Source organism: Streptomyces jumonjinensis (genome assembly GCF_009600885.1).
GTDB classification, from domain to species: domain Bacteria; phylum Actinomycetota; class Actinomycetes; order Streptomycetales; family Streptomycetaceae; genus Streptomyces; species Streptomyces jumonjinensis.
Window position 1 is genome coordinate 105,834 of the sequence record NZ_VCLA01000181.1, and the last position, 17,401, is coordinate 123,234.

19 protein-coding genes and 3 tRNA genes are annotated in these 17,401 nt (G+C 70.8%); 6 read left to right on the forward strand and 16 right to left on the reverse strand.

Going from position 1 to position 17,401, the window contains the following annotated elements; all coding sequences use genetic code 11:
- Window positions 1–15: 15 nt before the first annotated feature.
- From FF041_RS28735 to FF041_RS28760, 6 genes are all read right to left on the reverse strand, one after another.
- On the reverse strand, window positions 16–609 hold the full coding sequence (locus FF041_RS28735) for a TetR/AcrR family transcriptional regulator (RefSeq protein WP_153525502.1): 594 nt from the start codon (window positions 607–609) through the stop codon (window positions 16–18).
- A 142-nt stretch (window positions 610–751) separates the two neighbouring features.
- Window positions 752–1,180: a MaoC family dehydratase gene (locus FF041_RS28740; protein WP_153525503.1), complete on the reverse strand. Its 429-nt coding sequence runs from the start codon at window positions 1,178–1,180 to the stop codon at window positions 752–754.
- On the reverse strand, window positions 1,180–1,632 hold the full coding sequence (locus tag FF041_RS28745) for a MaoC family dehydratase N-terminal domain-containing protein (RefSeq protein ID WP_153525504.1): 453 nt from the start codon (window positions 1,630–1,632) through the stop codon (window positions 1,180–1,182). The genes FF041_RS28740 and FF041_RS28745 overlap by 1 nt, the downstream gene beginning before the upstream one ends.
- 136 nt (window positions 1,633–1,768) lie before the next feature.
- Complete coding sequence (rpmG, locus tag FF041_RS28750) at window positions 1,769–1,933, reverse strand: 50S ribosomal protein L33 (protein ID WP_006347275.1); 165 nt, start codon at window positions 1,931–1,933, stop codon at window positions 1,769–1,771.
- Window positions 1,934–2,025: 92 nt separating this feature from the next.
- Window positions 2,026–2,098, reverse strand: a tRNA-Met gene (locus FF041_RS28755).
- A gap of 46 nt (window positions 2,099–2,144) precedes the next feature.
- Window positions 2,145–2,217 (reverse strand) — tRNA-Thr (locus FF041_RS28760).
- Window positions 2,218–2,611: 394 nt separating this feature from the next.
- Between FF041_RS28760 and FF041_RS28765 the strand changes: the two genes are divergently transcribed.
- The 3 genes from FF041_RS28765 (at window position 2,612) to FF041_RS28775 (ending at window position 5,228) form a co-directional block, all read left to right on the forward strand.
- Window positions 2,612–3,832, forward strand: a complete 1,221-nt coding sequence (locus FF041_RS28765; protein WP_153525505.1) for an amidohydrolase family protein — start codon at window positions 2,612–2,614, stop codon at window positions 3,830–3,832.
- A gap of 121 nt (window positions 3,833–3,953) precedes the next feature.
- Complete coding sequence (locus tag FF041_RS28770) at window positions 3,954–4,610, forward strand: NAD(P)H-binding protein (RefSeq protein WP_153485606.1); 657 nt, start codon at window positions 3,954–3,956, stop codon at window positions 4,608–4,610.
- A 63-nt stretch (window positions 4,611–4,673) separates the two neighbouring features.
- Window positions 4,674–5,228, forward strand: coding sequence for a GyrI-like domain-containing protein (locus FF041_RS28775; RefSeq protein WP_153525506.1), 555 nt, complete (start codon window positions 4,674–4,676; stop codon window positions 5,226–5,228).
- Window positions 5,229–5,383: 155 nt separating this feature from the next.
- Here the strand turns inward: FF041_RS28775 and FF041_RS28780 are convergent.
- Window positions 5,384–5,465, reverse strand: a tRNA-Tyr gene (locus tag FF041_RS28780).
- A gap of 196 nt (window positions 5,466–5,661) precedes the next feature.
- Between FF041_RS28780 and FF041_RS28785 the strand changes: the two genes are divergently transcribed.
- The 3 genes from FF041_RS28785 to FF041_RS28795 all read left to right on the forward strand — a co-directional run bounded on the left by FF041_RS28785 (window position 5,662) and on the right by FF041_RS28795 (window position 7,850).
- Window positions 5,662–6,150, forward strand: a complete 489-nt coding sequence (locus FF041_RS28785) for a YajQ family cyclic di-GMP-binding protein (RefSeq protein WP_153525507.1) — start codon at window positions 5,662–5,664, stop codon at window positions 6,148–6,150.
- 390 nt (window positions 6,151–6,540) lie between these two features.
- A complete protein-coding gene (locus FF041_RS28790; RefSeq protein ID WP_153525508.1) occupies window positions 6,541–7,071 on the forward strand; it encodes a methylated-DNA--[protein]-cysteine S-methyltransferase in 531 nt (176 codons plus the stop codon).
- A complete protein-coding gene (locus FF041_RS28795) occupies window positions 7,068–7,850 on the forward strand; it encodes an alpha-ketoglutarate-dependent dioxygenase AlkB family protein (RefSeq protein ID WP_153525509.1) in 783 nt (260 codons plus the stop codon). Before FF041_RS28790 ends, FF041_RS28795 begins: the two co-directional genes overlap by 4 nt.
- A 206-nt stretch (window positions 7,851–8,056) precedes the next feature.
- On the opposite strand, the gene FF041_RS28800 is transcribed toward FF041_RS28795, so the two are convergent.
- From FF041_RS28800 to FF041_RS28840, 9 genes are all read right to left on the reverse strand, one after another.
- Window positions 8,057–8,449 (reverse strand): YccF domain-containing protein, encoded by a 393-nt coding sequence (locus tag FF041_RS28800; protein ID WP_153525510.1) that lies wholly within the window; start codon window positions 8,447–8,449, stop codon window positions 8,057–8,059.
- Window positions 8,446–9,306, reverse strand: coding sequence for a zinc metalloprotease HtpX (gene htpX / locus FF041_RS28805; protein WP_323392993.1), 861 nt, complete (start codon window positions 9,304–9,306; stop codon window positions 8,446–8,448). The genes FF041_RS28800 and htpX overlap by 4 nt, the downstream gene beginning before the upstream one ends.
- Window positions 9,307–9,451: 145 nt before the next feature.
- Window positions 9,452–11,086 (reverse strand): NADH-quinone oxidoreductase subunit N, encoded by a 1,635-nt coding sequence (locus FF041_RS28810; RefSeq protein WP_153525525.1) that lies wholly within the window; start codon window positions 11,084–11,086, stop codon window positions 9,452–9,454.
- A gap of 29 nt (window positions 11,087–11,115) precedes the next feature.
- Entirely contained in the window at window positions 11,116–12,708 is a 1,593-nt protein-coding gene (locus FF041_RS28815; RefSeq protein ID WP_323392995.1) for a complex I subunit 4 family protein, read from the reverse strand.
- A gap of 3 nt (window positions 12,709–12,711) precedes the next feature.
- A complete protein-coding gene (locus tag FF041_RS28820) occupies window positions 12,712–14,721 on the reverse strand; it encodes an NADH-quinone oxidoreductase subunit 5 family protein (RefSeq protein WP_323392997.1) in 2,010 nt (669 codons plus the stop codon).
- Entirely contained in the window at window positions 14,718–15,098 is a 381-nt protein-coding gene (gene nuoK, locus FF041_RS28825) for an NADH-quinone oxidoreductase subunit NuoK (protein WP_153485596.1), read from the reverse strand. The genes FF041_RS28820 and nuoK overlap by 4 nt, the downstream gene beginning before the upstream one ends.
- Window positions 15,098–15,667 carry an NADH-quinone oxidoreductase subunit J family protein gene (locus FF041_RS28830; RefSeq protein WP_153485594.1) on the reverse strand — a complete coding sequence of 190 codons (570 nt, stop codon included), beginning with the start codon at window positions 15,665–15,667 and terminating at the stop codon, window positions 15,098–15,100. Before FF041_RS28830 ends, nuoK begins: the two co-directional genes overlap by 1 nt.
- On the reverse strand, window positions 15,664–16,308 hold the full coding sequence (locus FF041_RS28835) for a NuoI/complex I 23 kDa subunit family protein (protein WP_153525511.1): 645 nt from the start codon (window positions 16,306–16,308) through the stop codon (window positions 15,664–15,666). Before FF041_RS28835 ends, FF041_RS28830 begins: the two co-directional genes overlap by 4 nt.
- A gap of 2 nt (window positions 16,309–16,310) precedes the next feature.
- A complete protein-coding gene (locus tag FF041_RS28840; RefSeq protein WP_323392999.1) occupies window positions 16,311–17,276 on the reverse strand; it encodes a complex I subunit 1/NuoH family protein in 966 nt (321 codons plus the stop codon).
- Window positions 17,277–17,401 lie beyond the last annotated feature (125 nt).

The window sequence follows — 17,401 nt, forward strand, 5'->3', positions numbered from 1 at the left end:
GACCCGGGCGGACCGTCAGGCGCCGGAGTCGGAGTCGGACCCGGAGTCGCCTTCCCCCATGGCGCGGCCCCCCAGCATGTTCAGCCCGGCCCACACCCGGTGATCCGCCGGAAATCCCAGTGCCACCAGCGCGTTGATCAGCATTCCGCAGCCCATGAACAAGGTCGTGTCCCCGGGGTCCCCGCCGAGCGCGATATGCGCCTGATCCCAGATCTCGGCCCACCCCGCCCGGATCGCCTCGCCGAACTCGTGATCCCCGGCGGCTTCGGCGGACGCCACCGCGACATACACCTGCATCTGCATCAGCAGCCGCTCGCGGTCGTCGATGAGCTCCATATACGCCGCCGCCATCGCCTCCAGCGGAGTGACTCCCGGCCGCCGCTCCAGAGCGTCCGCGAACGCTCTGGGCATCTCTTCGAGACAGCGCTGCGCCGCCGCGAGGAACAGCTCCCTCTTGTTCTTGAACAGCCGGAAGAGATACGGCTGCGAAACGCCGACCCGCCTGGCGATCGCCTCCGTGGAGGTCCCGTCGTATCCGCCGCGAGCGAACTCGCTGATCGCGGCGCGGATCACACTCTCGCGCCGTTCCTCCGCACTCATCCTGACCATGGAAAGTAAGTTAGTGACCAATCACTATCATCGTCAAGGCCGACACTCCGCACGCCCTGAACACACGGAAGGGGCTACACATGCGGAAGGGCGCCCTCCCTCAGGAGAACGCCCTCCGCGCGTCAGGATCGCGATCCGCCGCTCAGCCGAGCTGGACCACCGCACGGGACATGCCCAGCACCTTCGTCCCACCGCTGGTCGCGGTCAGATCGACCCGTACCCGGCCCTCCTCCAGCAGGGCCCCGACCTTGCCGCTGACCTCGATGACCGCGCCCTTGTCGTCGTTCGGCACCACGACGGGCTTGGTGAAGCGGACTCCGTACTCGATCACCGCGCCCGGGTCCCCGACCCAGTCCGTGACGACCCGGATCGCCTCGGCCATGGTGAACATTCCGTGTGCGATCACATCCGGAAGCCCGACCTCAACAGCGAACTTCTCGTTCCAGTGAATGGGATTGAAGTCACCCGAGGCGCCTGCATACTGCACCAGTGTGGCGCGATTCACAGTGAAACTCTGCGCCGGCAGTTCGGTGCCGACCTCGACGTCCGCGTAGGAGATCCTCGCCGTCATCACGCCTCCTCGGCGGCGCGCGCCACCAGCTTGGTCCACGCCGTCACCACATGCTCACCGGCCTCGTCCCGCACATCGCCGCGGATTTCCACCACATCGTTGCCCGCGAGGGACTTGATGGTCTGGATCGTCGAGACGACGCTCAGCCGGTCACCGGCCCGCACCGGCCTGACGTAGGAGAAACGCTGATCGCCGTGGACCACCCTGGAGTAATCGAGACCCAACTGCGGATCGCGGATAACCGTTCCAGCAGCCCGGAAAGTGATCGCGAAGACAAAAGTCGGCGGGGCGATCACATCCGGATGGCCGAGGGCCACCGCGGCTTCCTGATCGGTGTACGCCGGGTTGGCGTCCCCCACCGCCTCGGCGAATTCGCGGATCTTCTCCCGGCCGACCTCATAGGGCGTGGTGGGCGGATAACTCCGCCCCACGAAGGACTGGTCGAGCGCCATGGCCTGGCTCCCTCCTGACAGGTTGACGTGTACCGGTTCTCCGGTCCGGGCAGGCCATCCCTCATCGGGCGGGCCGGACCGGTCAAACGACACGAGGCCGCCCCCTAGCCGGGGGCGGCCTCGTGCACGAGCCTGTTTAGCGCGTTTCGCGGTGCGCAGTGTGCGCCTTGCAGCGCGGGCAGTGCTTCTTCATCTCCAGTCGGTCCGGGTTGTTACGCCGGTTCTTCTTGGTGATGTAGTTCCGCTCCTTGCACTCCACGCAGGCCAGCGTGATCTTCGGGCGGACGTCGGTGGCAGCCACGTGAGTGCTCCTTGGACGGACGGATGGTACGACTATGAACGCATAAAAGAGTAGCCGATCGGAGGACCGACCCCACAATCGGCTACTGTGTGTAGCGGTGACCGGACTTGAACCGGTGACACAGCGATTATGAGCCGCTTGCTCTACCGACTGAGCTACACCGCTGCGATACCAGGTCCCCTCACCCGAAGGTGAGGTTCACCGATATCAGAGCCCCAATACGGAATCGAACCGTAGACCTTCTCCTTACCATGGAGACGCTCTACCGACTGAGCTATTGGGGCGAGCGATGAAGACATTACACGGTCGGCGACCGTTCGCCCAAATCCGTTTCGTGGCCCGCTGTCCGGCATCGGCCGCAACGCGCCGACAGCCGCCCCGGGATCGGTGGGCCGCACCGCCGGGGCCGCTTTTCCCCCGGGCGTACCCCGCTCCTCAGGCGCACCCCGTTCCCCGGCACTTCTCAGCGCTCCTCAGCTCTCCTCAGGTGCCTCTCGGCGTCTCTCGGGGTTTCTCGGTGCTCCTCGGTGCTCCTCGGCCTGTCCCGGCAACCACACCGGTACGACTATTTCGCTCTTCCGCGAAGCGGACCCGCGGCACACCTAGGCTCGACTCGCGCTGCGTGACATTCCCCACTCTCCGCACGCGGCCCGAGCCGGACCTCCCCGCAGGAGCGCAATGCCCGACAGCCAGCCGCAGCCATCCGACGGCGCGACCGCTGACACCTCCGCGCTGCTGCTGTGCGGCGCCCGGCTCACTGACGGCCGCACCGTCGACGTACGGCTGGGCGGCGGACGCATCGAGGCGGTCGGCACCGCCGGCAGCCTCACCCCGCACTGCGCCCGGGTGGACCTCAACGGCTATCTGCTGCTGCCCGCACCGGCCGAACCGCACGCCCATGGCGACACCGCGCTCACCGGGGACTCGCCCGGCCCGGTCTCGTACGCCCCCGAGGACGTCCAGCGACGCGCCACCGAAGCCGCGCTGCTCCAGCTCGGCCACGGGGCCACGGCCCTGCGCTCACATGTCCGGATCGGGGATGTGCAGGGCCTCGGCCCGCTGGAGGCGGTGCTCCAGGCGCGGCGGTCGCTGCGCGGGCTCGTCGATCTCACCGCCGTCGCGGTGCCCCGGCGGCTGACCGGGCTGGCCGGGGCGGACGGCCTCGCGATGCTGCGCGACGCGGTGAAGATGGGCGCGGGCGTGGTGGGCGGCTGTCCGGACGCGGACCCCGATCCCACCGGGTACGCGGAGACGGTGCTGGAGGTGGCGGCGGAACACGGCTGCCCCGTCGATCTGCATACGCACGGCGACGATCCGGCCCGGCTGGCCCGGCTGGCGGCGATGGCGGGCGGGCTGCGGCCCGGGGTGGTGCTCGGGCCGTGCGCGGGACTGGCCCGGCTGCCCCATGAGGTGGCGGCGCGGGCGGCGGAGCGACTGGCGGCGTCCGGGGTGACGGTGGTGTGTCTGCCCCAGGGCGGCTGCGGCGGGATGGAGCTGCGGGGCAGCGCCCCCGTACGGCTGCTTCGGGCAGCCGGGGTACGGGTGGCGGCGGGCGGCGGCGCGCTGCGGGACGTGTCGAACCCGGTGGGGCGCGGCGATCCGCTGGAGGCCGCGTATCTGCTGGCGTCACAGGGCGGTCTGCGGGCGCAGGAGGCGTACGAGGCGGTCGCGGCGGGCGCGCGGGAGGCGATGGGGCTGCCGGAGGTACGGGTCGAGGCGGGGTTCCCCGCCGAGCTCCTTGCGGTGCGCGGGGAGCGGCTCGCGGGGGTGCTGTCGCTGGCGTACAGCAGGATCGTCGTCCACCGGGGGCGGGTGGTGGCGCGGACGAGCGCGGTCCGCGAGTACTGCGACTCGGCGGTGGCGGTGGCGCTGGAGCTGCCGCGTCAGGGGCGTTCCTGACGGTGCGCCCGGATCGCCGAGGAGGGTTCCGGCGGCTCGCCGGGGGGTTCCCGCGGCTCGCCGGGGCGACTCCTGTGTCATCGTCAAGCGCCGCCGGGGCATCGGACGTACGGTCGGAGGCATGCGCATTGTCATCGCAGGAGGACACGGTCAGATCGCACTCCGTCTGGAGCGGCTGCTCTCGGCGGGCGGACATGAGGTCGCGGGGGTGATCCGCGATCCGGGGCAGAGCGCGGAGCTGCGCGCGGCGGGGGCCGAACCGGTGGTGCTGGACCTGGAGTCGGCGTCCGTGGACGAGGTCGCGGAGGCGCTCCGGGGCGCGGACGCGGCCGTCTTCGCGGCGGGCGCGGGACCGGGCAGCGGGGCCGCCCGCAAGGAGACGGTGGACCGGGCCGCGGCGGTGCTCTTCGCGGACGCGGCGGAGCGGGCGGGGGTGCGCCGGTATCTCGTCGTGTCCTCGATGGGCGCGGACGCGGGCCGTGCGGGTGACGAGGTGTTCGACGCCTATCTGCGGGCGAAGGGCGCGGCGGACGACGAGGTACGGTCCCGGTCCGCCCTGGACTGGACGATTCTGCGGCCGGGCGCGCTGACCGACGACGCGGGCACCGGTCTGGTCCGGCTGGAGGCGTCGACGGGCCGGGGGCCGGTGCCGCGCGACGATGTGGCGGCGGTGCTGGCGGAGTTGGTGGAGACGCCGGCGACGGCGGGGCTGACGCTGGAGCTGATCGGCGGCTCGGTGCCGGTGGTGGTGGCGGTGAGGGACGTGGCCGGGAACTGACGGGCGGCCGATTCCGCCGCCGTGCCGATGCAGCCTCGTCCGCACCGCCATGAGGAGTGAGAGATGACTGATGGGGAGTCCGGCGAGTCCGGCGAGTTCGGCGAGCCCGGTGAGTCCGGTGAGTCCGGTGTCGAGCCGGTGATCGTCGAGCGCGGGGAGCAGCTGTACGCCTTCGTCCACGGCTCGGTTCGGATGGACGCGTTCGGTGTGCTCGCCGACCGGCTCGGCGAATTGATCGGCTGGCTGACCGCGCACGGCGTCGCCTTCGCCGGAGCGCCGTTCTTCCGTTTCAACACGGTCGACCTGGCGGGTGAGTCAGATGTGGAGGCGGGCATTCCGGTGGTGTCGCGGCCGGAGCCGGAGGGCGACATCCGTATCGGCTCCCTGCCCTCGGGCCGCTATGCCACCGTCGTCTTCACGGGCCATCCGGACCGGCTGTCCGGGGTGGCCGCCGCGCTGCGGGAGTGGGCGGCCGGGGAGGGCCTGGAGTGGGATATGACGGAGACCGGCGGTGTGGAGCGCTGGGGGTGCCGTCTGGAGTCGTACCGGACGGACCCACGGGTGGAGCCCGATCCCGAGAAGTGGGAGATCGAACTGGCGTTCCGGCTGGCTGACTGACTGATCGCCTGCCCCTGGCTACTGTCCGATGGGCGGCCGGACGGGCGGCCGGGCACGACGGGCGGACGGCTGGTGGTCCGGGCGGGCCGTCGGCTGCTCCGATACGACGATGGCCCCGGTCAGCGTCTCCGCTGATCGGGGCCATCGCTATCACGTGGCGGCGCCAGGATTCGAACCTGGGTAGGCTAAGCCGACGGATTTACAGTCCGCTCCCATTGGCCACTCGGGCACACCGCCATGGGATGTCGTCACCTCGGAACAGCCGCTTTGCTGCGGTGCTCTCTGGCAACGTCGTAAACAATACCTGATGCAGGGGGGTACTCCGCCACTGAATTGATCAGCGATCTGAACCGGTGCGGGTGGCTAGGCTTGCCCGAGCGGTTCGGGGACTCCGGCCGCCCTCCACGCACCCCGATACAAGGAGCCACAGGACATGGCCGACTCCAGTTTCGACATCGTCTCGAAGGTCGAGCGGCAGGAGGTCGACAACGCCCTCAACCAGACCGCGAAGGAGATCTCCCAGCGTTACGACTTCAAGAACGTCGGTGCGTCGATCGGATGGTCCGGCGAGAAGATCCTGCTCCAGGCGAACTCCGAGGACCGGGTCACCGCGATCCTCGACGTCTTCCAGAGCAAGCTGATCAAGCGCGGCATCTCGCTGAAGGCGCTGGACGCGGGCGAGCCCCAGCTGTCCGGCAAGGAGTACAAGATCTTCGCCTCGATCGTGGAGGGGATCTCCCAGGAGAACGCGAAGAAGGTCGCGAAGATCATCCGCGATGAGGGCCCCAAGGGCGTCAAGGCCCAGGTGCAGGGCGAGGAGCTGCGGGTCAGCTCCAAGAGCCGCGACGACCTTCAGACCGTCCAGGCGCTGCTGAAGGCGCAGGACTTCGACTTCGCGCTCCAGTTCGTGAACTACCGCTGATCAGCGGTCTCCGACCCGTACCGGGCGGGGTGGGTGGGCTGGTCCGGCGACGAGAACGGTGAAGGCCGCGCGCTCATCCGGGACCCGGACGCATCGTCTCGGCCCCGGCGCACGCCCCCGAGTGGCGGTGCCTCTCATCGCCGCCGGCGCGGGCGGGCATCTGATGACGGCCGCCGGGGCCACCCCTGTGGGCGGCCCCGGCGGCCGTCGCCCCACGGTACGGAAACCCCGTACTCCGGCACCGGGTACGAGGGCGGGCGTACACACCGCCGCCACCGGTCGTGATGTCCGATACCCGCCAGCTTCGGCGGATCGAGTGGCTCAGACTGGGTGGTGCGGGGCACGCCGACACGGGGAGGCGCCGCAGGGACGCGAGGAGAGGAGCGAGCCATGAACGCCGTGGACGCGAGGGAGATCGCGGTCGTCTACACGACCGTCGGCAGCCCGCTGGGCGAGGTGCTGCTGGTCGGCAGGGCGTCCGGGACCGCGCCGGGCGGGACCGCGCTCGTGTCGCTCTCGCTCCCCGGGCAGAAGGGCGCGGCGGCGGTCCAGGACGGCTGGCGGCGCGAGCCCGGCGCGTTCGGGGCGATCGAGGAGCAGCTGGCCGCGTACTTCGCGGGCGGGCTCACCCGTTTCACCCTTGAGTACGCGGACAGCGGCACCGAGTTCCAGCGGCGGGTGTGGCGGGCGTTGGAGGAGATTCCCTACGGGTCCACGGTGACCTACGGGGAGATCGCCCAGCGGGTCGGCGTCTCCGGCGCCGGGGTACGGGCGGTGGGTACCGCGATCGGCCGTAATCCGCTGCTGGTGGTGCGGCCTTGCCACCGGGTGATCGGCGCGGACGGCGCGCTCCGCGGCTATGCGGCCGGGCTGGAGCGCAAGGAGCGTCTGCTGGGACTTGAGGGCGCGCTGGTGTCATGAGCGGCGAGGCGCTCTTCCCGGAGAGCCTTCTCCGGCGGTCCGGTGGATCGGCGGAGGCTTCCGGGGGCGAGAGGGCGGAGGCTTCCGGCACCGGGAAGGCGACGGGGGATCGGGCCTCGGACGGGCCGGTCGTGATCGCCCCGGGGGCGGTGCATCTGCCGGGCTGGCTGTCGGCCGGGCGGCAGCGGGAACTGGTGGCGGCGTGCCGTGCCTGGGCGCGCGGTCCGGTTCCGCTGCGGCACACCGTGCTGCCGGGCGGCGGGGTCATGTCGGTGTCGACGGTGTGCGTGGGCTGGCACTGGCTGCCGTACCGCTACAGCCGCACGGCGGACGATGTGAACGGCGCCCGGGTCGCCGCCTTCCCCGGCTGGCTGGTGGAGCTGGGCCGTACGGCGCTGGAGGCGGCGTACGGGCCGGGCGGGCAGCTCCATGAGTACACCGGGGGCCGCGAGTACACCCCGGACACCGCGCTGATCAACTTCTATGACGGCGCGGCGCGGATGGGGATGCATCAGGACAAGGAGGAGCGCTCGGGCGCTCCGGTGGTGTCGCTGAGCATCGGCGACAGCTGTGTCTTCCGCTTCGGCGGCACCAGGACGCGGGGGCGTCCCTACACCGATGTGGAGCTGGCATCGGGTGATCTGTTCGTCTTCGGCGGTCCGTCGCGCTTCGCGTACCACGGGGTGCCGAAGGTGTACCCGGGTACGGCCGATCCGGCGGTGGGTATGAGCGGCGGGCGGCTGAACATCACCCTGCGGGAGACCGGACTGCCGGGCTGACGGCGGCGGACGGGCGCGGCCGGCGATCAGCGAGCGCCGGGAGGGGCGTCCGGGCCGTCCGGGCCTACGTCAGCGGGCATGAGGGGCCGCGTCAGCCAGCGTGAGGGGCCGTGCCAACGAGCGTGAAGGCGTGTCAGCAGGCGTGAAGGCGTGTCAGCGGCCGGCCGGACCGGCCGGCAGGGCTCAGCGGCGACATTAGCGGGAGCTCAGCGGGCGGCGAACGGGCGGTCCGAGGGGACGATCTCCTTGCCCAGCGGAAGCAGCGAGACCGGTATCAGCTTGAAGTTGGCTATGCCCAGCGGGATGCCGATGATCGTGAGGCACAGGGCGATGCCGGTGAGGATGTGCCCGAGGGCCAGCCACCATCCGGCAAGGATCAGCCAGAGCGCGTTGCCTATGCAGGAGGGGGTGCCCGCGTCCCGCCGGTCGACCACGGTGTAGCCGAAGGGCCAGAGCGCGTAGACGCCTATCCGGAAGGCCGCCAGGCCGAACGGGATGCCGATGATCGTGATGAGCAGCAGCACGCCCGCCAGCATGTAGCCGAGAAACATCCAGAAGCCGCACAGGACGAGCCAAATGATGTTCAGGATGGTCTTCATGGGCGACGACCTGCCATCTGTTCGAGTCGGGCGATTCTCTCCGCCATGGGTGGGTGGGTGGCGAACATCCTGGACAGGGCCTTGCCCTGGCTGAAGGGGTTCGCGATCATCATGTGGCTCGCGGTCTCCAGCCGGGGTTCGGGTGGCAGCGGCAGCTGCTTCGTACCGGCGTCCAGCTTGCGCAGAGCGCTCGCGAGGGCCAGCGGATCACCGGTGAGCTGGGCCCCCGAGGCGTCCGCTTCGTACTCCCGCGAGCGGCTGACGGCGAGCTGGATGATGCCGGCGGCCACCGGGCCCAGGATCGCGATCAGCAGCATCCCGGCGAAGCCGGGGCCGTCGTCGTCGGATCGGCCCACGGGGATCAACCAGGCGAAATTCACCAGGAACATCACCACCGAGGCGAGGGCTCCGGCGACCGAGGAGATCAGGATGTCGCGGTTGTAGACATGGCTGAGCTCATGGCCGATGACACCGCGCAGCTCGCGCTCGTCGAGGATCCGGAGGATGCCTTCGGTGCAGCAGACCGCGGAGTTACGGGGATTGCGGCCGGTGGCGAAGGCATTGGGGGCCTGGGTGGGCGAGATGTACAGCCGGGGCATCGGCTGACGGGCCTCGGTCGAGAGCTCACGGACGATCCGGTACAGGCCGGGCGCCTCGAATTCGCTCACCGGGCGGGCGCGCATGGCCCGCAGCGCCAGTTTGTCGCTGTTCCAATAGGCGTACGCGTTGGTTCCGAGCGCCACGACGAACGCGACGATCAGCCCCGTACGGCCGAAGAAACTGCCGATGACGAGGATCAGCGCGGACAGTCCCCCGAGGAGAACGGCGGTCTTCAGCCCATTGTGCCGGCGGTGCACGGTACGCCCTCCAGGTGGTGCGGCAGGGGAACCCTTGCTGGTGGTGCTCCACTCTCCAGTGGACCCTTCTGTACTGGTCAACGCCAGGCGAAGGGCACCAGTTCCCTGATGCTCCGGGTGGGGGGCCGGTCCGTTCGGGTGACGGTCAGAACAGGCTGGTGGCCGCGAAGCGCAGGACCAGCTGCGGATACCCGGACAGCAGGACACCGACGGCGGCGGTCAGCGCGATGGCCGTGGTGACCGCCACGGGGGTGCGCACCAGGGTTCCCGCGCCGCTCACGGCGACCCCGCCGCTCTCCGCCCCGGCGCTCTCCGCCCCGGCGTCCGCGGTCCCGGGCGCCTGGAAGAGGATCGCCGTCCACTTCAGGTAGTAGTACAGCGCGATCACGACATTGACGCCCATGACCACGGCGAGCCATCCCAGCCCCGCGTCCACCGCCGAGGAGAAGACCGTCACCTTGGCGAACAGCCCGATGATCCCCGGCGGCAGACCCGCCAGGCAGAGCAGGAAGAAGCCCAGGGTGAGGGCGGTCAGCGGGCGGGTGTACCAGAGGCCGCGGTAATCGGAGAGCCGGTTCCGCGGGCTCGTCCGGGAGACGACGGTGACCACGGCGAACGCGCCGAGGTTCACCACCGCGTACATCAGCGCGTAGGCGACGGTGGATCCGATCTGGTCCGCACCGGCGTACGCGGCGGCGGCGATCGGGACCAGGATGTATCCGGCCTGGGCCACGGAGGACCAGGCCAGCAGCCGCACCGCGCTCCAGTCGCGGGACGCCGACTGGCGCAGGGCCGCCGCATTGCCCGCGGTCATGGTCAGCGCGGCCAGGACGGCGATCGCCGGGCCCCAGACGTCGGCGTACCCCGGGAAGGCGATGACGGTCACCAGGACGAGACCGGAGAAGCCGACCGCCTTTCCGATGACGGAGAGGAAGGCGGCGATGGGCAGCGGGGCCCCCACATAGGTGTCGGGGACCCAGAAGTGGAAGGGGACGGCGGCGGTCTTGAAGGCGAAGCCGATGAGGGTCAGGGCGACACCGGTCCTGGCGAGGGTCTCCAGCTGGCCGGAGACATCGCCCAGATTCGCGGCGATGCGGGTCAGATGAAGGCTGCCCGTGGTGGCGTAGACGAAACTCACGCCGAGCAGGGTCACGGCCGTCGCGGTGACCGAGGAGAGGAAGAACTTCAGCGCCGATTCGCTGGAGAGCCGGTCGCCGCGCCTCATGCCGACGAGCGCGAAGGCGGGCAGCGAGGCGACCTCAAGGGCGACGATCAGGGTGGCGAGATCCCGGGACGCGGGCAGCAGGGCCGCGCCCGCGGTGGACGAGAGCAGCAGAAACCAGTACTCCCCGGCGGGCAGCTCATCGCGGGTGCGGTGGAGCGAGAGCAGCGCGGTCAGCAGTGCGCCGCCGAGCACCAGGAGCTGGATGGAGAGCGCGAAGGCGTCCGCGGTGTAGCTGCAGGCGGTGGTGTCGGTGGTGAGGCAGAACGTCGTGCGGTCCTCGCCGAGCAGCGGTACGAGGCTGATGATCGCCACGGTGAGGCCGGCGACCGCGCCGTAGCCGAGCAGCCCCTTCCGCTTCTCGGGGACGAACAGATCGGCGACCAGGAGGATCAGACCGACCACCGCCGTGATGGTGGGCGGCGCGATCGCGAGCCAGTCCACGGACTGGACCAGGCCGGCGCCGCCGGAGGCGTCCGCGAGGCTCACGGCGCCGGGGGCGACGGCGGGGCTCAGGGCGCCGTCGGTCGCGGCTTCCTGAGCGGCGGCGCCGTTCATGGTCTCGGCGGCGCTGCGGATGGCCGTGATCACGACTTGCCTCCTGCGAGCAGCTTCTGTACGGCCGGGTCGGTGAGGCCGAGGAGGACCGCGGGCCACAGTCCGGCGAGGACGGTGAGGGCGACGAGCGGGGACCAGGTGACGAGTTCGTAGGTCCGGACGTCCGGGATCGCGGCGGGCGCACCGGAGCGCCGGTCCTCGGGGGGTGGTGTGCCCATGCAGACGCGGCGCACGACGATCAGCAGATACGCGGCGGTGAGCAGGGTGCCGAAGCCGCCGATCACCATGAAGACGAGGAAGGCGGGGCGGTTGAGGCCGGGCGCCGGGTCGAACGCTCCGAACAGCGCGAGCATCTCGCCCCAGAACCCGGCGAGGCCGGGCAGCCCGAGGGAGGCGACGGCGGCGAAGGCGAGCAGTCCGCCGAGGCGGGGGGCGCGGCCGTAGAGGGCCGCGCCGGCGGCTCCGGCGAGGGTGTCGAGATCGGCGGTGCCGTAGCGGTCCTTGAGCGCTCCGACCAGGAAGAAGAGCAGGCCGGTGATGAGGCCGTGGGCGACGTTGGCGAAGAGCGCACCGTTCACCCCGGTGGGCGTCATGGTGGCGATGCCGAGGAGGACGAAGCCCATGTGGCCGACCGATGAGTACGCGATCAGCCGCTTGAGGTCGCCGGCCGCGCCCTGCTTGGCGAGGGCGAGACAGGCGAGGGAGCCGTAGACGATGCCGGCCACGGCGAAGGCGGCCAGATAGGGCGCGAAGGTCTGCATGCCCTCGGGCGCGATCGGCAGGACGATACGGACGAACCCGTACGTTCCCATCTTCAGCAGGACACCGGCCAGCAGTACGGAGCCCACGGTCGGGGCCGCCGTGTGGGCGTCGGGGAGCCAGCTGTGCAGCGGCCACATCGGGGTCTTCACCGCGAGGCCGATCCCGATCGCCAGAACGGCGATGACCTGCGTGGACGCGGTCAGTCCCCGGCCGTTGTCAGTGGCGAGTGCCACCATGTCGAAAGTGCCGCTCTGCAGCCCGATGAGCAGCAGCCCGAGCAGCATGACCACGGAGCCGAGGAGGGTGTAGAGGATGAACTTCCAGGCGGCGGGCTGCCTGGCCTCGCCGCCCCAGCGGGCGATGAGGAAGTACATCGGGATGAGCACCATCTCGAACGCCAGGAAGAACAGCACCAGATCGAGGACGGCGAAGGTCGCGAGCATCCCCGATTCGAGGACGAGCAGCAGGGCGACGAAAGCCTTCGGGGAGGGGCCCGTGGGCGGCTTGAAGTAGCTGTAGAGCGCGCAGAGGAAGCTCAGCAGCGCCGTCAGGACCAGAAGGGGGAGGGAAATGCCGTCGACACCGAGATGGATGCGCACATCGAGTGCGGGGATCCAGCTGATGTCCGTCGTGGCCTGCATCTTCGACGGCTGGTCATGGTCGAAGCCGATGACGAGCGCGATGGCGGCGGCCAGGATCGCCCCGGTGACGGTGACGCCGTGGCGCAGGACCGCCTGGTCCGGGCCGGTGCCGCGCAGTCCGGGAGGGGCGGGCAGCAGCGCGGCCACGGCCCCGATGAGCGGGCCGACGACGATGAACGCGAGAAGGAACTGCATCACGGACTCGCTGATATCGATCACGGCTCACGATCCCGCGTTGACGTTGGAGAGGACGACGGCGGCGACCGCCAGGACGACGGAGCCCGCGAGCAGCGCGCCGAGGTAGGTCTGCACATTGCCGGTCTGGGCCCGCCGCACCAGCCACCCCAGCCCGTTGGCGCCGGTGCCCGCACCGCGTACATAGGCGTCGACGACCTCGCGGTCGAGGAAGCGGACCAGCTCGGCCCCGGCCAGGACGGGGCGGACGAACAGCCGGTGGTAGACGGCGTCGAGATGGAATCCGGCCGCGGCGTGGCGGTGCAGCGGTCCGAGCAGCATCCGGCCGGGGTCCGCGAGATCGGAGGCGTACGCGATGGAGCCGTAGGCGGGCGTGTGGGCCGCCACCGCCTCGGACTCGACGACCGACGGCGCGGCGTCGGGGTGGGCGACGAGCGCGTCGCCGGGCGTGGCGATGGCCGGGAGCGCGGCGCGGGGGCGGAGGGTCCGCCAGGCGCCATAGGTGGTCAGCCCGCCGATGAGGGCGGCGGCGCTGCCGAGTACGGCGGTGATGACGGTGGGGGCGAGGCTGTGGCCGTCGAACCAGTCGTCGATGACGGCGTAGGCCAGCCCGAAGGCGAAGGAGGGCACGGCGAGGAGCCAGAGGACGGAGGTCATGGCCAGGGGCTCGCGGCCGTGGTCGGGGGCGGGTTCGCCCCGGCCGTGGAAGGCGAGCAGCCAGAGCCGGGCCGCGTAGGCGGCGGTGAGCAGGGCCGCCAGCAGACCGGCGATCAGCACGGTCCAGCCCGCGGCGCCGGGGGCGGCGGACTCGCCGAGCGCGGTGTGCTCGGCGGCGACGAGCACGGCTTCCTTGGAGAAGAAGCCGGCGAAGGGAGGGATGGCGGCGAGCGCCAGCAGGGCGACGGTCATCGTCCAGTAGGCATCGGGGACGCGCTTGGCCAGGCCGCTCATCCGGGACATCGCGGCCAGCGAGTTGGTGCCCGCGGCGTGGATGACCACGCCCGCGGCGAGGAAGAGCAGCGCCTTGAAGGCGCCGTGGGACAGGAGGTGGAAGACGGCGGCTCCGCGGTCGGCGACCGCGAGCGCGCCCGCCATATAGCCGAGCTGGCCGATGGTCGAGTAGGCGAGGACCCGTTTGATGTCGTCCTGGGCGAGGGCGGCGAGGCCCGAGCCGACCATGGTGATCGCGGCCATCACGGCGAGGACGGTCAGCGCCGCCGCCGAGGCGGTGAAGACGGGGAGGAGCCGGGCGATGAAGTAGATGCCCGCCGCGACCATCGTGGCGGCGTGGATCAGCGCGGAGACGGGCGTGGGGCCCGCCATCGCGTCGGGCAGCCAGGTGTGCAGCGGGAACTGCGCCGACTTGCCCGCCACGCCCGCGAGGAGCAGCAGCGCCACCAGGGTGGGGTGATCGAGGCGGCCCGCCGCGACGGCGTCGAGGACTCCGGTGATCCGGAAGGTCCCGGCGTCGGTGGCGAGCGCGAACAGACCGATGAGGAAGGGGACGTCGCCGAGCTTGGTGACCAGGAAGGCCTTGAGGGAGGCGGCGCGCGCTTCGGGCGTCTCCCAGTAGTGGCCCACGAGGAAGTACGAGCAGATGCCCATGATCTCCCAGCCGACCAGCAGCACCATCAGATCGCCGGAGTAGACGACGAGCAGCATCGCGGCGGTGAAGAGGGAGACCAGGGCGGCGTAGGAGGGGTAGCGGGGGTCGTCGCGCAGATAGGCGGTCGAATAGAGCTGCACACAGGTGGCGACGAGTCCGACCAGGGCGGCGACGAGGACCGCGAAGCCGTCGAGGTGGAGGGCCAGATCGATGGGGACGGATCCGGTCGGGGTGAGCTGGGTGGCCGCGTCGATCGGTGCGCCGCCGCCCTGCCGGACGGCGACCACGACCGCGAGAACGGCCGCGGTCAGGGTCGGCAGGATGGCCAGCGGCCGGACGAACCCGGGTGCGGTTCTGCCGAGGAGCAGTCCGGCCGCCGCGCCCAGGAAGGGAAGGAGGGGGACGAGGGCGGCGAGGGTGGTCGTGGTCACGCGGTGGCCTCAGCCTTCTGCGTCCGCTGCGCCGGTGCGGCTGCTTCAGGGTCGTCGGGGGTGCCGTCGGGGCCCTCGGCGGTGTCTCGGAGGCGGTCGACGTCCGAGGTGCCGCGGTTGCGGTAGACCATCAGGACGATCGACAGCCCGATGCCGATCTCGGCGGCGGCGATGGCGATGGTGAAGAGAGTGAGCGCCTGGCCGGAGTGGAGGGCGTCGCGCAGCCAGACGTCGAAGGCGACCAGATTGAGGTTGACGGAGTTGAGCATCAGCTCGACGGACATCAGGACCAGGATCGCGTTGCGCCGGGCGAGCACGCCGTACAGGCCGGTGCAGAACAGGAGGACGCTGAGCACGGCGGGATAGGCGAGGTGCATCAGCTCTCCCCCTCGGGGTCCGTCTCGGAGTTCCCCGCGCGTTTGCGGGACAGGACGATGGCGCCCACGAGGGCGGCGAGCAGCAGTACGGAGAGGGCCTCGAAGGGCAGCACCCAGTGCCGGAAGAGGATCGAGCCGGTCACCTCGGTGGAGCCCTGGGCGGGCCCGTCCAGATCGATCCACTGGGTGCGGAAGGCGTCGACGACCACCCAGACCAGCGCGGCGGCCGCGGTTCCGGCCACGGCGAGGGCGACCGGCCGGTTGCCGGAGTCGGCGTCCGGGGAGCGGCCGATGGGGGCCCTGGTGAGCATCAGCCCGAAGAGCAGGAGGACGACCACGGAGCCGACGTAGATGAGGACCTGTACCCAGGCGATGAATTCGGCGGTCAGCAGCAGATACTCGACGGCGAGTCCGCCGAGCGCCACCACCAGCCACAGGGCCGCGTGCACCAGCTGCTTGGTGGTGACGGTCATGACGGCCGCGCCGAGGGTGGCGAGGCCGACGAGAAGGAAGGCGATCTCGACGCCGGTCGGCGAGAGGAAGCCCTGGGTCTGGGCGGCGAGGATCATGCCTGGCCTCCTTCGCCCGCGGGCGGGGCGGCTTCTCCCGGAGTGGCCTTTCCCGGAGCGGGTTCCGCCGGGGCGGTCCCTCCCGGGGCGGGTTCCGCCGGGGCGGCGGACGCGGCCCGGGCCGCGGCGAGCTTCTCGGCGGACTTGCGGGCGGCGGCGATCTCCTTGGGCTCCTCGGCGGCCGGGTCGAGCGCGGGGGGCGCGGGCACCGTCCACATCCATTCGCGGAGCTTGTCGCGCTCATGGGTGAGCTCGCGGATGTCCGTCTCCGCGTACTCGAACTCGGGGGACCAGAACAGCGCGTCGAAAGGACAGACCTCGATGCAGATACCGCAGTACATGCAGAGCGAGAAGTCGATGGCGAACCGGTCCAGGACATTGCGGCTGCGCTCACGGCCGCCCGGCGCGGCCGGCGGGGTCGTCTCCTTGTGGGAGTCGATGTAGATGCACCAGTCGGGGCATTCACGGGCGCAGAGCATGCAGACCGTGCAGTTCTCCTCGAACAGCCCGATGACACCGCGGGTGCGGGGCGGCAGTTCGGGCTGCGCGTCCGGGTACTGCGCGGTGACGGTCTTCTTCGTCATCGTGCGCAGGGTGACGGCAAGGCCCTTGGCCAGCCCGGATCCGGGGATGGGGGACATGGTCAGATCACCACCTTCACGACGCCGGTGAGGGCGATCTGGGCGAGGGCGAGAGGGATGAGCGTGGTCCAGGCGAGCCGCTGGAGCTGGTCCTCGCGCATCCGCGGATAGCTCACCCGCAGCCAGATCACGACAAAGGCGAGCACAGCCGTCTTGAGCAGGGTCCAGAACCAGCCGAGGCCGTCCGCTCCCATCGGACCGTGCCAGCCGCCGAGGAAGAGGACGGTGGTCAGACCGCAGATCACGACGATGCCCGCGTACTCGGCGAGCAGGAACAGGGCGAACCGCAGACCGGTGTACTCGGTGTACGCCCCGAAGATGATCTCGGAGTCGGCGACCGGCATATCGAAGGGAGGGCGCTGGAGCTCGGCGAGCCCCGCCGTGAAGAAGACGAGCGCGCCCACGATCTGCCAGGGCAGCCACCACCACTCGAAGGCGTTCAGGATGCCGGGGAGCGAGACCGTGCCCGCCGCCATGGCGACGGAGGCGGCGGCCAGCAGCATCGGCAGCTCGTACGCCAGCAGCTGGGCGGCGGTGCGCAGACCGCCGAGGAGGGAGAACTTGTTGGCCGATGCCCAGCCCGCCATCAGCGATCCGAGCACGCCCACGCCCATGACGGCGAGCACGAAGAAGATGCCCGCGTCGATGACCTGGCCGACCGCGCCCTCGCTCGGGCCGATCGGGATGACGAGCAGGACCAGGAGATAGGGGAGCAGCGCGACGGCGGGGGCGAGCTGGAAGATCCGGCGGTCGGCGCCCGCCGGGACCACGTCCTCCTTCTGCGCGAACTTCACACCGTCGGCGACCAGCTGGGCCCAGCCGTGGAAGCCGCCCGCGTACATGGGGCCGAGACGGCCCTGCATATGGGCCATCACCTTGTGCTCGGTCTGCCCGATGACGAGCGGGAGGACGAGGAAGACGGCGAAGACGATGAGAAGCCGGACGGCGACGTCGAGAGCGTCGTTCACGCGGGGTCGCCTCCGGCGGTGTCGGCCGGCTCGCCGTCCTCGGGTCCACGGGGGGACTCGGGCTCGGGCCGGGGGGTCTCGGTGGGGTTGTCGGCCGGCTTCCCGTCCGGGGCGGACGCCGGGGC

Excerpts from the sequence above, each read along its gene's own strand:
- FF041_RS28800 (WP_153525510.1), bottom strand. The coding sequence starts at position 8,449 with ATGAAGACCATCCTGAACATCATTTGGCTCGTCCTGTGCGGCTTCTGG.
- FF041_RS28810 (WP_153525525.1), bottom strand. The coding sequence starts at position 11,086 with ATGAACGGCGCCGCCGCTCAGGAAGCCGCGACCGACGGCGCCCTGAGC.
- FF041_RS28785 (WP_153525507.1), top strand. The coding sequence starts at position 5,662 with ATGGCCGACTCCAGTTTCGACATCGTCTCGAAGGTCGAGCGGCAGGAG.
- FF041_RS28740 (WP_153525503.1), bottom strand. The coding sequence starts at position 1,180 with ATGACGGCGAGGATCTCCTACGCGGACGTCGAGGTCGGCACCGAACTG.
- FF041_RS28765 (WP_153525505.1), top strand. The coding sequence starts at position 2,612 with ATGCCCGACAGCCAGCCGCAGCCATCCGACGGCGCGACCGCTGACACC.
- FF041_RS28830 (WP_153485594.1), bottom strand. The coding sequence starts at position 15,667 with ATGATCCTCGCCGCCCAGACCCAGGGCTTCCTCTCGCCGACCGGCGTC.
- FF041_RS28745 (WP_153525504.1), bottom strand. The coding sequence starts at position 1,632 with ATGGCGCTCGACCAGTCCTTCGTGGGGCGGAGTTATCCGCCCACCACG.
- FF041_RS28835 (WP_153525511.1), bottom strand. The coding sequence starts at position 16,308 with ATGTCCCCCATCCCCGGATCCGGGCTGGCCAAGGGCCTTGCCGTCACC.
- FF041_RS28775 (WP_153525506.1), top strand. The coding sequence starts at position 4,674 with ATGACTGATGGGGAGTCCGGCGAGTCCGGCGAGTTCGGCGAGCCCGGT.
- FF041_RS28735 (WP_153525502.1), bottom strand. The coding sequence starts at position 609 with ATGGTCAGGATGAGTGCGGAGGAACGGCGCGAGAGTGTGATCCGCGCC.
- FF041_RS28770 (WP_153485606.1), top strand. The coding sequence starts at position 3,954 with ATGCGCATTGTCATCGCAGGAGGACACGGTCAGATCGCACTCCGTCTG.
- FF041_RS28790 (WP_153525508.1), top strand. The coding sequence starts at position 6,541 with ATGAACGCCGTGGACGCGAGGGAGATCGCGGTCGTCTACACGACCGTC.
- nuoK (WP_153485596.1), bottom strand. The coding sequence starts at position 15,098 with ATGCACCTCGCCTATCCCGCCGTGCTCAGCGTCCTCCTGTTCTGCACC.
- FF041_RS28795 (WP_153525509.1), top strand. The coding sequence starts at position 7,068 with ATGAGCGGCGAGGCGCTCTTCCCGGAGAGCCTTCTCCGGCGGTCCGGT.